Annotated in this window: 10 protein-coding genes and 1 riboswitch; of the genes, 7 read left to right on the top strand and 3 right to left on the bottom strand. The window is 57.0% G+C overall.

The window, feature by feature from the left end; translation table 11 throughout:
* Positions 1–20 precede the first annotated feature (20 nt).
* On the top strand, positions 21–1,865 hold the full coding sequence (locus GFS31_RS08320; protein WP_198807715.1) for a tetratricopeptide repeat protein: 1,845 nt from the start codon (positions 21–23) through the stop codon (positions 1,863–1,865).
* Positions 1,866–1,977: 112 nt separating this feature from the next.
* Here the strand turns inward: GFS31_RS08320 and GFS31_RS08325 are convergent, their stop codons facing one another.
* The gene (locus GFS31_RS08325) at positions 1,978–3,726 is read right to left on the bottom strand and encodes an ABC transporter ATP-binding protein (RefSeq protein WP_198807716.1); all 1,749 of its coding nucleotides are present in this window, start codon (positions 3,724–3,726) and stop codon (positions 1,978–1,980) included.
* A gap of 182 nt (positions 3,727–3,908) precedes the next feature.
* On the opposite strand from GFS31_RS08325, the gene GFS31_RS08330 reads away from it, so the two are divergent.
* The 4 genes from GFS31_RS08330 to GFS31_RS21575 all read left to right on the top strand — a co-directional run bounded on the left by GFS31_RS08330 (position 3,909) and on the right by GFS31_RS21575 (position 7,135).
* Positions 3,909–4,529: a chorismate lyase gene (locus GFS31_RS08330; RefSeq protein ID WP_198807717.1), complete on the top strand. Its 621-nt coding sequence runs from the start codon at positions 3,909–3,911 to the stop codon at positions 4,527–4,529.
* Between the two features lie 335 nt (positions 4,530–4,864).
* A riboswitch (Glutamine riboswitch) is annotated at positions 4,865–4,947 on the top strand.
* Positions 4,948–4,987: 40 nt separating this feature from the next.
* On the top strand, positions 4,988–5,413 hold the full coding sequence (locus GFS31_RS08335) for a DUF4278 domain-containing protein (RefSeq protein ID WP_198807718.1): 426 nt from the start codon (positions 4,988–4,990) through the stop codon (positions 5,411–5,413).
* Positions 5,414–5,765: 352 nt separating this feature from the next.
* Positions 5,766–6,665 (top strand): hypothetical protein, encoded by a 900-nt coding sequence (locus tag GFS31_RS08340; RefSeq protein WP_198807719.1) that lies wholly within the window; start codon positions 5,766–5,768, stop codon positions 6,663–6,665.
* Positions 6,666–6,961: 296 nt separating this feature from the next.
* Positions 6,962–7,135 (top strand): hypothetical protein, encoded by a 174-nt coding sequence (locus GFS31_RS21575; protein ID WP_198807720.1) that lies wholly within the window; start codon positions 6,962–6,964, stop codon positions 7,133–7,135.
* A gap of 289 nt (positions 7,136–7,424) precedes the next feature.
* Here the strand turns inward: GFS31_RS21575 and GFS31_RS08350 are convergent, their stop codons facing one another.
* Entirely contained in the window at positions 7,425–9,056 is a 1,632-nt protein-coding gene (locus GFS31_RS08350; RefSeq protein WP_198807721.1) for a cation:proton antiporter, read from the bottom strand.
* 154 nt (positions 9,057–9,210) lie between these two features.
* On the bottom strand, positions 9,211–11,763 hold the full coding sequence (locus tag GFS31_RS08355) for a glycogen/starch/alpha-glucan phosphorylase (RefSeq protein ID WP_198807722.1): 2,553 nt from the start codon (positions 11,761–11,763) through the stop codon (positions 9,211–9,213).
* A 500-nt stretch (positions 11,764–12,263) separates the two neighbouring features.
* Here GFS31_RS08355 and GFS31_RS08360 point away from each other — a divergent pair, with 500 nt between their 5' ends.
* Positions 12,264–13,697: a potassium channel family protein gene (locus GFS31_RS08360; RefSeq protein ID WP_198807723.1), complete on the top strand. Its 1,434-nt coding sequence runs from the start codon at positions 12,264–12,266 to the stop codon at positions 13,695–13,697.
* Between the two features lie 250 nt (positions 13,698–13,947).
* Positions 13,948–15,294, top strand: a complete 1,347-nt coding sequence (locus GFS31_RS08365; protein ID WP_198807724.1) for an ATP-binding protein — start codon at positions 13,948–13,950, stop codon at positions 15,292–15,294.
* Positions 15,295–15,297: the final 3 nt, after the last annotated feature.

The following is a 15,297-nucleotide window of genomic DNA, read 5'->3' on the forward strand; positions in this document are numbered from 1 at the left end:
ATCCCCCCCAATTTTCAACGATGACCTCACCCTACCAAATGCTGATCGATCAACTGGTGACGGATACCCTGAAGGGCAAAATCCAGTCAAAGCAACAGGTGTATCGGCGGTTGCAGCAGGGGCTCGAACCGGGCAGCGGCGAACTGTTTGAGCGGGCCTTGGCCCAGACGCTGGCTCAGGTGGAGCAGGGGCTAACGGAGGCGGACGAATTCAAGCAGGCGAAGGCCCAACGGCAGCAGCGGGCGCTGAAGATGATTGAGACCGAGTGGCAGCGCTGGCAAGCCGATAACCAAGCCTCCGCTGTCTTGACTGGGGTGGCGGCAGAGCTGGTTCAGGGAGCGGCGACGGAACGGCTGACAACCCTGCTGACGGCCCTCGACCCCAACCAGCCCCAACCGCTGGATCGCGATCAGCTCCGTCAGTTGGCCCATACCCTGCATCAGGCCGCAACAACGGAACCCGAAGCCCAAACTGGCCCTGACCTCAAGGCCTTGGCTCAAGGGTTGGAGCAGGGGCTTACCACCTGGCAGGGGCTAGAGACCGAGGTAGTGGGCTGGATTTTTTCGGCAGGGCAGTCCTCCCTCGGTTTTGGGGATAGGCGTGAAACCCAGGGGCCTTGGGCTTTCTGGGGTAAGCAGACCCAGCTTCCATCCCTGCGCTACCTGTTTGAAGATGTGGCCCTCAACCAAAACGTTACCGCAGCGGGCCTGTCTGCGCCCCTCCTCACAGCGGACTGGGTGGCCTGGGTGGTGGTGCTGCAACGGCTTCAGCGGGCCTTGGTCAACTGGTTTGATCAACAGCCCTACGATCCCAAGGCCGGGAAACGCCTCTCCATTGCCACGTTTTTGAGCTTTGCCGTGGTGTGGAGCCAAATTGCGCGCCGCCTGAGCCAACTGGGGCAAGTCTCCCTGGCCCAAGGAAGTTTTCAGGTGTTGCTACAGGGGTTGCGGCAGTTTGCCAATCAGCCCTATTTCCCCCTCTACGGTGGGTTGTTTACGGCCCTGTCTGGGGAGCCCCTGCGAACGCTGCTAGACTACCTGGATCAGCCCCTTCAGCAGGTGCCCAATACGGCCACAAAGGGCCGCATCCTAACGCTGCTGGGCTATTCTCAGCGGGCCATGGGCAACTATCTCCAGGCAATGGCCTTCCACCAGCAGGCCCTGACCATCGCCCGCGAAGCCCAGGATAGCGGGTGCGAAATTGCCAGTCTCAACCACCTCAGCCGCACCGCTGCCGCCCAACAGGACTATGAAACGGCCCTGGGCCACAGCCAGCGGGCACTAATGCTGGCTCGCCAGCAGGGAGACACCCTGGGTCAGGCTAATGCCCTGGCCAACCTTGGCTCTAGTCAGGTGGCCCAGGGGCAGGCCCAAATCCTAGCGCCAGAGCAGTATGAGGCGGTACTGAGCTATTTGGAGCAGGGGGTAACGCTGGCGGCCCAGGTGGGGGATCGCCCCAGCCAGGCCCTCTGCGCCAATAGTTTGGGAATTGCCTACCTCAAGCTCGGCCAGTATGAGGCCGCGATCCATGCCCTGACCAACGGTTTACAGATTGCCCAGGCCATTGGCGATAGGTTCCTCGTGGCGTCAAATTTGGCCCATTTGGCGGCATCCCAGCAGGGATCGGACGATCTGGATCAGGCTATTCTCACGGGCGGGTTGGCCATGTATCTCTTCAACCAAATGGGATCGGACGACTGGCGACAACCCGCCGCCTTGCTCAGCATTCTCCAGGGGCAGATGGGGCCAGAGGCGTTTCAGGCCACCCTCGAAAGCCATCGACCCCAGATTCTTGCCGCCATTGGCGTAGACGGCTACGACTACCTCTTGCCCCTGCTCACCCGCTACCGAGAAACCTTGGGCTAGTCAGGACACTCACCGCAGTGCCATCAGTCGATGCTTCGGTAGCGGAGGCCGAACCGGATGCGTCGCGTTAGGAGCCGCTCAGCCACCCTGATGGGCCGACCCCCAACAGAGATCAATGCAGTTCGGCTTCGAGCTGGTGTTGCTCCCACAGTTCCCGGTAGAGGCCCCCCTGGGCTAGGAGGTCGCTGTGGGTGCCCATCTGCACAATGCGGCCCTGATCCATCACAAAAATGCGGTCGGCGGTGGCGGCGGCAGACATTTGGTGGGAGATAAACAGCACGGTTTTTTGCTGAGTGCCCTCGGACAGGGCGTTCAAAATGGCGGTGGCCGTGCGGTTATCGACGCTGGAGAGGGCGTCATCTAGTACCAGGATGGGGGCATCGATTACCAGGGCGCGGGCCAGGGCGGTGCGCTGTCGCTGGCCCCCCGACAGAGTAATCCCCCGTTCCCCCACAATCGTGTCGTACTGATGGGGGAAGTTCTGGATTTCGGCGTCCATTTGGGCCTGTTTGGCGGCGTACTGCACCTCGCCAAAATCCGTTAGGGGTACACCATAGCGAATGTTGTTTTGGATGCTGGTGCTAAACAAAAAGCTGTCCTGGGGCACGTAGGCAATGGCTCGCCGCAGGTCTTGCAGAGGCACTTCTAGCACATCACGGTTATCAATTTTGAGCTGCCCTGGCTCTACCTCCAGCAGGCGGGGCAGGGCGTTGGCCAGGGTGGATTTGCCGGAGCCAATCGGCCCCACAATGGCGATTCGTTCCCCCGGCGCGATGGAAAAGCTGACCCGATCTAGGGACGGGGTCTCGCTGCCGGGATAGGTATAGCTGAGGTCGCGGGCTTCTAGGCGTCCATCCACCGCCGTGACGGGCAGCGGCACCAGGGGCGGATGGTCTTGAATTTTGGGCTCGGCCTCCAGAATGGCCTCCACCCGGTCGATACTGACCTCGCCGCGCTGGTAGGCGGTGATGGTGAACCCCAGCAGGGCGGTGGGAAACACCAGCCGCTCCACGTACAGCAGCAGGGCCACAAAGTCGCCCACGGTGATGCCGCCCTGGGCAATGGTGCCCGCCCCGGTGGCCAAAATCACCAGCAGGCTAATGCTGGCCAGCCCCCCCAGCAGCGGAAACAGGGTGTTGCGGGTTTTCGAGAGGGTGAGGTTAGCCTTCAGCAGGTCGTGGTTGAGGCGCTGGAAGGCTTGCCGCTCGTTCTCTTCCTGGGCGTAGATTTTGATCAGGGCAATGCCGCTCATGTCCTCTTGGATCAGGTCGCTGAGGCGAGACAGCCGCTCCTGTAGCTCCATCTGCTCTTGGCGCAGGCGGTTGCTGAAGGACTGCACCAGTACCAGCATCACCGGATAGACCACCAGGGAAATCAGGGTCAGCCGCACACTGATGGACAGCATCACCGGAATCGTGAGGGCGTAGGCAAAGGCAGTGTTGGCCAAACTGAGGATGGCGAACCCCAGCAGCCGCCGAATGTTGTCCACATCGCTGGTGGCGCGGCTGATCAACTCTCCAGCGGTGTTGCGGCTAAAGTAGGCGGGCTCCATTTTCAGCAAATGCTCAAAAATGCGCTGCTTCAGGTCAAACTCCACCTGTCGCCCCACCCCAAATAGGGTAATCCGCGACACCATGCGAATCCCCCACATCACCGTGGCCAGAACGAAGACCATGAGGGCGTAGTACAGCACCCGGTCGTAGCTGAAGGCGACTTGCAATTCGTCGATGCCGTCGCGGATCAGCAGCGGAATCCACACGCCCAGTAGATTTACCAGGAACAATGCCCCCACCCCTAACGCCGCCTTGGGCCAATGGGGGCCGAGGTAAGTGCCTAATTTTTGTAGCCGTGATCGCGCCATAGCCGCCGCCTGAACTGTTCTCCTATCCTAGACGAATCCCCGCCGGGGGGAATCTGTCTGGCCCAGTCTGCCCCCTCAATCGAGATCTTTACCCGTCTGCCGCCCGATCCCGTGGGCAACATTACCCCCACCCGAAGCACAAGGTTTACTATGAAGCTAGAGATGAACTTTTGTAACACACCTTGGCCTCTGCAACCCAGCCGATAAACCCCAACGCCCTCCCCTGTGCTTGGCACGCCCTAGAACCCCAGTGGCAGGCCGGATCGCCCTTGGTGCAGCAGGGGCTCCCCCACGACCAAATGGCCCCGGCATGGCAAATTTTGCTGTTGGGCGACGGTTCCCCCACCCGCCACCTGCAACTGCTGACCCGCGAACCCACCGAAGTAGACGTGATTGATATGTCCCGCGTGGGCATGGATTTGGACGGGGCACCGGACATTATTCGCGTAGTGCCGGGGCCACGGGTGCGCCGCCAGGTGTGGCTCCGAACCGCCTCCGGGCAGCGTCTCGCCTATGCCGCCTCCTGGTGGGAAGCCAGCCATGTGGACGAGTATTTACACAATAAATCTCTGCCGATCTGGGCCAGCCTCGCCCGCCTGCGGACAGAACTGTATCGCGATATTCAGGGGCTCTATTTTGGCAACTCTCCAGCCCTAGAAGCTGCCTTTGGCCAACCGGGGCCGTTTTGGGGCCGTCACTACCTGTTTTGGCACCGAGGCAAACCCCTAACGCTGATTTACGAGGTCTTTTCCCCCTACCTCACCCGCTACCTAGGGCCAATGCAAAGGCCGATTGAGCCCTAGAGCCGTTCGGCAGCGCAGGGCGGCGTAGCGATCTGCGGGCGGCCCTACCGCCTAGACTAGGTGCTGCTATTGTTCTATTCCGCCAGTAGCACCCTACGGTCTATCCCTAGCTGGGGGATAGATCCTGATCTGTCTTGGCGAACTCGGGCGCTAGAAAGCAGGAAATTGGGATTCTAGCGGCTCCATTGGTAAAGATTTGCAGATTGGCCTGGGGCAGCGTATGGCTTAAAAGCCTTTCCCAGAGAAGGCTTCAGGCTTTTTAGAGCCAAGCTTAACAAAATGCCATGAGTTGTTGACATAGAGAGATTTCCGTAAAATTGAATACAGAACATCTAAACGTTCATCTGGGCTTCCCTAGGACGGCACTGCCCCCTAAGCCTAGACGGAAGTAAGGAGCTGTCTCCTGAAGGAACGCGCCCTCTGAGCCGTTGTTGAATCCTTTTTTGACAGGAGCGTTTATGAAACTGTGTTATCGCGGGGTTGAGTACGAACAGAATCTCCCCTCTCTCGAAATGAAAGACAGTGAGATCACGGGCTGCTACCGAGGCCGTACCCTCACCTTCTCCTACCCTAGCCATGTGCCTGTGCCCCAGCCTGTGGCTCGCTATACCTACCGTGGCGTGGGCTATGAAACCACCGCCCAAGGACGTGTTCAGCCCGTAAGTGCTAGCCCTGCGGCAGAGGTTCGCCAGCCCGTATTTCAGGGCATTAAAAGCGCCGATAGCCCGATGATGCAGGCCCGCCGCCACCTGTTGATGGAGGCCAGCACCGCCCATCGCACGAATATTCAGCGTTCCTTAGATCATCGTCTTTCGGTGGCCAAGGCCCAGGGCAATGACCTCCTGGTGCAGCAGTTGGAAGCTGAACTGCACCAACTGGCCTAGACGCCATTGGGACGGGGTGGCTGCATCGTCGGATGTTTGCCTTCCCCTGTTTCCACCAAATATCCAGCGGTTTTAGTCTGCGCTAAAAGACTAAAACCGCTAGGGTTTTCAGTCTGCGCTGTAGCTGGAGCAGCCCAAGGGCATCTACAAAGATGCCCTTTTTTTGGGTCTAGGCTACCCTTGAATCCACAATCATCCCGTCCCCACCCGCAACCCACCCGGAGGGGAGCGGTTCCCTCGCCCCATTTCCCAGATGCAAGATAGCCATGCCCCCCATCCATCCAACCCCTTGCGTCTACACCGGGCTAGGCCAGACGTGCCGCCGACTCACCAGCCACTTGCCCCCCAGGCAATGGGTGATTTGTGGCGGGGAGATGCGGTAGCGGCCTGTGGTTCCCTGTGGTGGGATGGGTTTGAGGGGGTATGGACAGCAGACAGGTGGGACGGCGACCTAGGGGCGACCGCATCGCCAAGGGTAGGGCGATTGGGCGGATTGGAGGCGACCGACACCGAGGCCGCCGTGGCATTTTTGCACCAAGCGGGGGATGTTCTGCGTCAGCAGGGCTGCACCCTAGCCCTAGGGCCGATGGATGGCACCACCTGGCAAAGCTACCGTTGCGCCCTGACCTGGGACAACGGCCCCCCATTTTTCGGTGAACCCCAGACCGATCCGCGCTGGGTAGACTGGTTCCTCCAAGCCGGATTTACCCCCGTGGCCAAGTACGTATCGCGCCTGTGTCTGGATTTGACGCAGACCCATTCTGCCCAACGACAGCGACATACTCCGGCCTCGGTACAGATTCAGTCGGCCCAGGGTGTGGCGGTTGAAGCCCTGTTGCCCAACATCTACGCCCTGGTGATGGCCAGCTTTCGACGCCAGCCCCTGTTCCAGCCCTTGCCAGAGCCGCTGTTTATCCAACATCTGCGGCCCCTGCTATCCCAGGTAGATCCGGCCCTGATTCAACTCGCTTGGGATCACGATCACTTAGTCGGGATTGTCCTCGCTCTACCCGACCTGCTGGCGACGGATTCCCAACGATTCATCATCAAAACCCTGGCAATTTGGCCCAATCGAGCCTATGCCGGACTGGGAACAACGCTACTTGAAGCAGCCCACCGCGCCGGATATCACCAGGGCTATCGGCAGGCCATCCACGCCTTGATGCATTGCCAAAATCCGTCCCTCAGCCTCAGTCGTCGCTATAGCCAGCCTTTCCGAGACTATGTGCTGATGGGCAAAGCACTCGCCTGAAGCCAACAAAAAACCCAGCCGTCCAGAGCTGGGTTGGGGGTAAAGGGTGGATTTAAGGGTTGGATTGAAAGATTTGATAAATCGGTTGGATTGATGAGCCTTGTTGGCTTAGTACCGCTGATGTTAGCAAAGAATTCTGGATTGAGTGGCGATTGGGGCGCGGCTGTTAGAGAATCTTGACATTGACGGGCCGAGGAACATCCCAAACCTCGGATCGTTGTGGCGGGCATGATGGGGCTAGGGTTAGCCCAACAGCTTCTCAACCTAGGTCGCACGGTCGCCATGATTTATGGTTGATGTCGATCCTCTGGCGTGCCGATTTGCCCGTGAAAAAATTGGCGTTATGGCCTTTGAGGGCAGCGCAGTCAGCGATAAACTTCGAGTCGGGCCAAGTTGAGGTGCTTAAGCTGCCGATTTCTAATGATGCCTATGTGGCTGTTCAGACGGTGGCCCAAATTGGCCAAGACTAGGATTTCTCTAAGGGTCCGCTGATTATGGACTACCAGCGCTATCCCCACACTGGGCTGGAAATTCCGAACGGCAATAAGTAAGGGGTTACAATTATGGATAAGACGCATTTCGACTTCCCTCAATGCCCCCACGCAAGGCAGCAGGAGGGTTGAGCGCAGTCGAAACCCGGAGCCAAACTTAATTTTAATTTAGCCATTCTACTTACTGTTTTGGAGGCGGGATCAACCATTCTCATGGTAACTCGTCCCGATTTAGTGAAGACTATGATCAACTACCTAGGTATTTACACTAATCATCGTCCAGCGATAGAAGTTTCTCATCCAAATCTTTAACGTAGGAACTGACTAAATCTTCTGGAACAATGCGTTTTCGGAGTGCATTGCTGACAGCTCCCTTTTCGGCTAACAACAACTGCCGCCGAATGCTATCTAGCTGACTATCGTGACGCTCTGACTGCCCTGTTCTCGAACGGTTGTAAGCATCTCTCAATACTCGTTCTGAAACGGCGACCTTCGCTTGATAGGATGCCCATAGTTCTTCGTAGACAGCTTTAGATAGAACACCTGCTTTTAACAGGTTATCTAACTCATCTTGGGCCGCTTTCGCCGCAATCAATTGAATCTGGAGAGCCCCAATTTCTTGGATTACATTCGACACATGGCTGATATTGAGATTTTTGATCAGCCAAGGCAATGCCAATCCTTGAATAACCAAGGAAAATAACACCGCTCCAAACACGACCTCAACAATGAAATCACGCCCTGTCAGTGTCAAAGGAATAGCCACGGTTAAGGCCATAGAAAGCGAACCCTTGATATTCCCAAGCACCAAGACATGCTGCCACGATAGGGGAATGGGACGATCAATCCACCGCAACAGGGCTAGAAGTGAGTATACAGAGAAAATACGCCCTAACTGGTAGGCCAAAATAACTAATAAAATTGAGGGTAGAGCCTGCCATAGGGCTAGCGGATTAATTTCAATGCCAATCAGTAGAAAAATAAATGTGTTGACAATAAAACCTGCATATTGCCAGAAGCTAATCAGCGTGATTCGATCTGAGGCAGACTCAGTTCTGGGTAGCCCAAAATTGCCGAATACAAGGCCAGCGACCACAACGGCAACGGCCCCTGATACACCCAAAAATTGCCCAATCTGAAACGTTCCTAAAGCTAGGGCTACGGTCAATAACAGGCTACTGAGTGGGTCTTGTAGGCGCACAAAAACGGGTAAACAGAGATAGCCCAAAACGCCACCGACAATCGCCCCCCCTAAGGCCACCGCCAACACCTCTTGGATACCTTGGGCAACGGTGATACTACCCGTGGTGTAGATGGCGAGGAGCAGGTTAAACGACACCAAGGCGGCGGCGTCATTAAAGAGCGTTTCGCCCTCTACGATGGTTGAAAGCCGAGAGGGAACCTGAATTTCTTTAAAGACGGCAATGATGGAAACTGTATCGGTATTGGCCAGAATGACCCCGACTAAGAAGGCCGGAATCCACTCTAGCCCTAGCCCAAATTTTACGACGGTAGCAATAATAGCTGAGGAGAGAATGGCCCCAGGCCCAGCCAAAATGGCAATGGGTTTGAATGTACTTCGGAGTCGGCTAATATCCGTATTAATTGCCGCATCAAAAATTAGAATAGGCAGAAAAAGATTGAGGACTAAAGAAGGATCGAGGCCGACTTGGCGAGATAAAAAATTTGTCAGGGGCAAACCCGCCAGTACCAACCCGGTCACGTAGGGAATGCGCAATTGCTGCGTGACTAGGGCCACCGTTGTTGCCACAAGCAGCAGGGTAATCAGAAGAATAGCGAGTTCAGGAATATCTGTCGCTGTTTGACCATTGACCGCCGTAGAACTGTCTAAGTTCATCGCTTGCGCTAGTAAGAAACTAATAATCAAGAATTCCTCCATGGATTAGCTTTGTCAACAAAAAACTCAGCCGATTAGAGCTGAGTTTAAAGGTAAAACGTACAATGAGGACTTAGATTTGAAGGCTGGGTTTAGGCGTTTGATCCCTGAGCTTTTGAAGCCTAGGCCTGCCCATGCTAGCAAAAAATCCCCTATTCTACTGAATCCGGCAGGTTAGCTCATTGCCTAGGCCAAAGTCCCCGTCGGCGTATTCCGTGAGGGTGATGGGCAGGGGCGAGGCTTTCCAGATGCCGTTGCAGTAGTCGCGGACGGAGCGGTCGGAGGAGAACATCCCCATACGAATGGCGTTGAGGATGGCCATGCGTGTCCAGCTATCGGTGTGGCTGTAGGCCTCGCCCACGGTGTGCTGGCAGTCGAGGTAGGACTGATAATCCGCCAACAGCAGGTAGGGGTCTTGGTAGAGCAGTTTGTCGAGCAGGGGCTTGAACAAGCCACCGTCCCCCTGGGAAAAGTGGCCGGAGGCAATCAGGTCGATGGCGTCCTTCAGCAGGGGGTTGGCCTGGTAGTAGGCGTAGGGGTTGTAGCCCTGGGCCTTGAGATCCACCACCTGGTCGGCGGTGAGGCCAAACAGGAAGAAGTTGTCGGCCCCCACGGCATCGCGGATTTCGACGTTGGCCCCATCCAAAGTGCCGATGGTGAGGGCACCGTTCATGGCGAATTTCATGTTGCCTGTACCGGAAGCTTCGTAGCCAGCGGTGGAAATTTGTTCGGACAAGTCCGAAGCGGGGTAGATGCGCTGGCTGTTGGTGACGTTGTAGTTGGGCAGAAAGATCACCTTCAGCTTGTTGTGCAGGTCGGGATCTTTGTTCACCATGTCGCCCACGGCGGTGATCAGCTTGATCATCAGCTTGGCCATCCAATAGCCCGGAGCCGCCTTGCCCGCAAAGATGAAGGTGCGGGGGGTGATCTCCAGATTGGGGTTTTGCTTGAGCTGGCTGTAGAGGGTGACGATGTGCAGCACGTTGAGGTGCTGGCGCTTATATTCGTGGATGCGCTTCACCTGCACGTCGAACAGGGAGGCGGGATCGACCAAAATGCCGAACTGATCGTGGATGCGGCTGGACAGATCCCGTTTGACGGCCTGTTTGATGTCGTGCCACTCGTCGCGAAAACCGCTGTCGTCGGCGAGGGGTTCGATCTGCTTCAGTTCGTCGAGGTGCTTGATCCAGCGGTCGCCAATGCGGCTGGTAATCAGGGTGCTGAGGCGGGGGTTGCTGAGCACCACCCATCGACGGGGAGTAACGCCGTTGGTGACGTTGCAGAATTTTTCCGGGAACAGTTCGTAGAAATCCCGCAGAACGGTTTGCTTCAGCAATTCACTATGCAGGGCCGCGACGCCGTTGATGGTATGGCTACTCACGCAGGCCAGGTTCGCCATCCGCACGTAGCGCTCGCCGCTTTCGTCAATCAGCGACATCCGCGCCAACCGTCCGGCATCCTTGGGGAACTTCATCCGCACCAGTTCCAAAAAGCGGCGGTTGATTTCGTAGATGATGTCCAAATGGCGGGGCAGCAGCTTGCCGAAGAGGCTGATCGGCCATTTTTCCAGGGCTTCGGGCAGCAGGGTGTGGTTGGTGTAGGCGAAGGTTTTTTGGGTAATTTCCCAGGCCAGCGTCCAGTCGAGACCGTGCTCATCCAGCAGCAGGCGCATCAGTTCCGCCGAGGCAATGGCGGGGTGGGTGTCGTTGAGCTGAATGGAGAATTTTTCGTGGAACTTCTCCACGGGCAAACCCTGCCCCGCCAGGATGCGGAACATATCCTGCAAGGAACAGGAGACAAAGAAAATCTGCTGCTCTAGGCGCAGTTGCTTCCCGGCCTGGGTTTCGTCGTTGGGGTAGAGCACCTTGGTCAGGTTCTCGGAGGAGACCTTTTTCTCCACCGCGCCGTAGTAGTTGCCCTGGTTAAACACCTCAAAGTCAAAGGATTCGACGGCCTCGGCCTTCCACAGGCGCAGGGTGTTGGCAGTGTTCACCTGGTAGCCCAGGATCGGCGTGTCGTAGGGAACGCCTAGCACTTCGCGCTCCGGCACCCAGCGCACCCGATAGCGGCCTTGGTCATCGGTGTAGGTTTCCGTATGTCCGCCAAATTTCACTTCCACCGCCCACTCAGGACGCACCACCTCCCAGGGGTTGCCGTTGCGGAGCCATTTGTCGGTGCGCTCCACCTGCCAGCCGTCCTTAATATCCTGGTGAAAAATGCCGAACTCGTAGCGAATCCCGTAGCCCAGGGACGGAATTTCCAGGGACGCCATGGAATCCAGATAGCAGGCCGCCAGCCGTCCCAAGCCGCCGTTCCCCAGCCCCGGTTCCTCCTCCTGGGCCAGCAACTCATCAAAATCCAGACCCAGTTCTTCAATCGCCTGCTTCACCTCGTTATAAAGGCCCAGGTTAATCAAGTTATTGCCCAGGTGTGGCCCCATCAAAAATTCCGCCGACAGGTAGCACACCGTCCGCGCCCCGGCCTGGGTATAGCGCTCGGCGGTGGTGTTCCATCGGTGCAGCATCCGATCTCGCACCAGGTAGGCCAGGGCCATGTAGTAATCGTGCTGGGTGGCCAAGGCGACGGGCTTGCCCTGTACAAAAAACAAATTGTTCAAAAACGCCCGCTTAATGCTGTCAATGCTGGAACCCGTGCGTTCTCCAGCCAGGGCAATGGCGACAGCGGCATCGGTGGTGGCAGTGTTGTCCATGGATGGGTAGACCTTAGGCTCCGAATAATTGCAGTAACGGACGGTATGACGTGCCGAGCACGAACGACAAGCGACTATACCCTATCAGATCAAAGTCAGAACGCAAGGATTGTGGCCTAGGGCACGATTTAATTTAAGTTTAAGGGGATGGACTCATCTGACCTCGTGGAAGCAGAAACGGCCCAGACTCACCCTGATTGACTGACAAAACTTGCTCAAACCTACATCTGCTAAAGGGTCAGGAAACCTGTCCCCCACATAAACCCAGGGCTGTAGGGGCGCAGTTTTCGCGCCCGAATCAGAAACTTTTGTCTGTCAACCAGAGCCTCACCTGCAATCGGGCATTTTCCAAGAGCTAGAACGATGAAAATGCGAGATGATTTTCCTGCGATTTCTTACTGGCCCTAGACCAATCCTTGTAACCTGCTGGCTGTGCCCAAATAAACCTCTCCTCTCCGCAAAATTGGCTATGGTAATGGGTGCTGTTTTACCCCGTGGCCATGACGCCCCCCTCTCTCGCCCCTTCCATGCAGCAGCGGGTGGATCGTGCCCTCCACTCGCCCACCATCGAGTTCATGCTGATTGGGCTGATTTTGGCCTCAGTGCTGTTGGTTTTTATTGAGGTAGGGTTGCCCTTTGGCAGTGGGGGCCACGGGGTAGTCGTAGGGCTTCAACGCTGGCTAACCGGGGCGTTTTGGCTAGAACTAGGACTGCGCGGTTGGGCAGCCCGGAATAAACAGCGCTTCCTCAAGCATTACTGGTGGGATATTCTGGCGGTAATTCCCTTCCCCACTCAGATTGTGGTGCTACGGCTGTTGCGGCTGCTGCGGCTGCTGCGGGTGGGCATTTTGCTAAACCGCAACCTAGGCCGAATTTACCCCGCCCTCGCCATTGGTCTGGGAGCGCAGATTGGCCTAGTAGCTATCCTGGGAGTGCTGCTACTGGGGGGTGGCCTGGGTATTTTTCTGGCTGAAGGGGGCATCAACGACGACATTGAAAACCTGCCCCAAGCCCTGTGGTGGAGCCTGTTTACCCTTGTTGCCGCCGAGCCGATTGGGGCCGAACCCGTTACTCTGGTGGGGCGCATCCTGACGCTGATGGTGATGCTGGGCGGGCTGACCCTGTTTGCGGTGATTACAGGGCTAGTGTCAGCGGTGATGGTACAACGACTGCGATCCACCATGGAGTATCGGACGATGGCCCTGGACGAACTGAGAAACCACACGGTGATCTGCGGCTGGAACCGCAACGGACGCCACATCGTTGAAGAGTTGCTGTTTGACGGCGGCTTGCAGGACAGCCCGATTTTGATCATCGCCGAATTTGAGGAAACCCCAGAACGGTCGTTGCGTCACCTCAACCTGTCCCACATTTATTTCCATGTGGCCGACTACACCCGCATCGACGTGCTCAAATCCATCAACATTGCCCAGTCCGCCCGCGCCATCCTATTGGCCGACACCACCCGCCCCCGCAGCGACCAAGACATCGACGCCCGCACCGTCCTCGCTGCCCTCACCATCGAAAAAATTAACCCCGCCATCTACACCTGCGCCCAACTGCTCGACCGCCGCAACGACGTCCAACTCAAGGCGGCGGGAGTAGATGACGTGATCGTGGCCGACGAAGTGACCAGCCACATGATCGCCACCTCCGCCCGCACCCAAGGCTCAGTGGAGGTGATGGCCGAACTGCTCACAGTGCAAGTGGGCAATCAGTTCTATAAGGTGCCCATTCTCCCCTCCTGGGTGGATCTCTCCTTTTGGCAGGCGGTAGATCGCCTCAAACGATCCCACGATGCCTTGCTGGTGGCCGTAGAACTGAGCTACCCCAATCGACACACCTTGGTCAATCCCCCCGCCAACTATCGCCTTGGCCCCAAGGATCAACTCATCGTCATCGCCCGCAAACGCCCAGAACTGAGGGACTATTGAAGCCTGACCTGGTCAAGACCGTCCTTCATCCACCCGTCGGCAACCTTGGATATCTGTACTAGGATGGCATCAACCCCTCTCTCCCGACCTGACCATGCCGTCGTTCTGATTTTCTACACCCCGGCAGAATGAGCCCGATGTGCGGATCTCGCCCCTTTATCCGCCAACTCTTGGCTGAGGGGAAAACACTGTACGAGCAAGACCAAACCCTGGGGGTAAAATTCAAACAATTTGACCCATAACCTGCCCTATGACCGCCACCCCACGCCCCAGCGATGAAGAACTGCTGACGGAAATCTACAGTTCCTTTGAGCCGTTTAAGCCTCCGGTGAAGGAAGCCTACGTGGATTGCCAGGAGGTGCGGGGGCGTTGGGATGTGGTGCGCGAACTGGGCCGACGCATCACCCGATCTAAGGAACCCACCTGTCAGTTGTATACGGGCCATCGGGGGGTGGGCAAATCCACGGAACTGCTGCGGCTGCGGGAGTTTCTGGAGGGGCGGGGCTATTTTGTGGTGTACTTTGCCGCCGATAACGAAGACCTGGAACCCCAGGATGCGGAGTATGCCGATATTCTGTTTGCCTGCACCCGCCACCTGGTACAAAGCATCCCCATCGACAATCACAACCCCCTAGTGGATTGGCTGCGGGAGCGGTGGGAATCGATGAAGGAACTGGCCCGCTCGGAGGTGCAGTTTGATGGGCTGAGCCTGGAGGGTCAGATTGCCCAGTTTGGCAGCATTAGCTCCACCCTGCGCACCATCCCCGACAAACGGCGGGAAATTCGCCAAAAGGTGAACGACTACACCCCTTCCCTAGTGGCGGCGCTGAACGATTTTATTCAGGAAGCCCAGAAAACCCTGCCGGAAACCTGCCCCGGCATTGTGATCATGGCGGACAACCTGGATCGGATAGTGGAAATCCAGAAAGAAGGACAGCCCAGCAACTACGACGAAATTTACCTCAACCGCAGCGAAATTTTGCGGGGACTAGCCTGCCATGTGATCTACACCGTGCCGATTTCCATGGTCTATTCCGAACGGGCCACCCGCCTGGAGGACAACTATGACAAGCCCGACGTGTTGCCCATGGTGATGGTGCGCTACCCCGATGGCACCCTCAACCCAGAGGGGCTGGCCAAGTTTCGAGAAATTATCCAAAAACGGGTGGCGCTGATTGATGCTGACCTAGCAGAACACTTAGATAGCCAACTCTTCGACAGCCCGGAGACCCTAGAACATCTATGCCTGATGAGCGGCGGACACCTGCGAATTTTGATGCAGCTCATTCAGCGGGCCATCGACTGGACGGATCGCCTGCCGATTACGGCCCAAGCGGTGCAAATTGCCATCGAAGAAGCCCGCGAAACCTACCTCAACACCATCCAGGCCGACCAATGGAAACTGTTGGCCCAAGTCTGCCAAAACCGCTTTGCCGACAACGATCCCCACTGTCTACGGTTATTGCTAAACCGCTGTCTGCTGGAATATCGCTACTATGATCAGCAAGGCAAACTGCACCGCTGGCACAACGTCCACCCCCTCATCGAAGACCTCCCAGCCTTCCAACGCGCCATGACCCAAAACCCCTTCTCCTAACTC

This window comes from Leptolyngbya sp. BL0902, from assembly GCF_016403105.1.
GTDB lineage: Bacteria > Cyanobacteriota > Cyanobacteriia > Phormidesmidales > Phormidesmidaceae > Nodosilinea.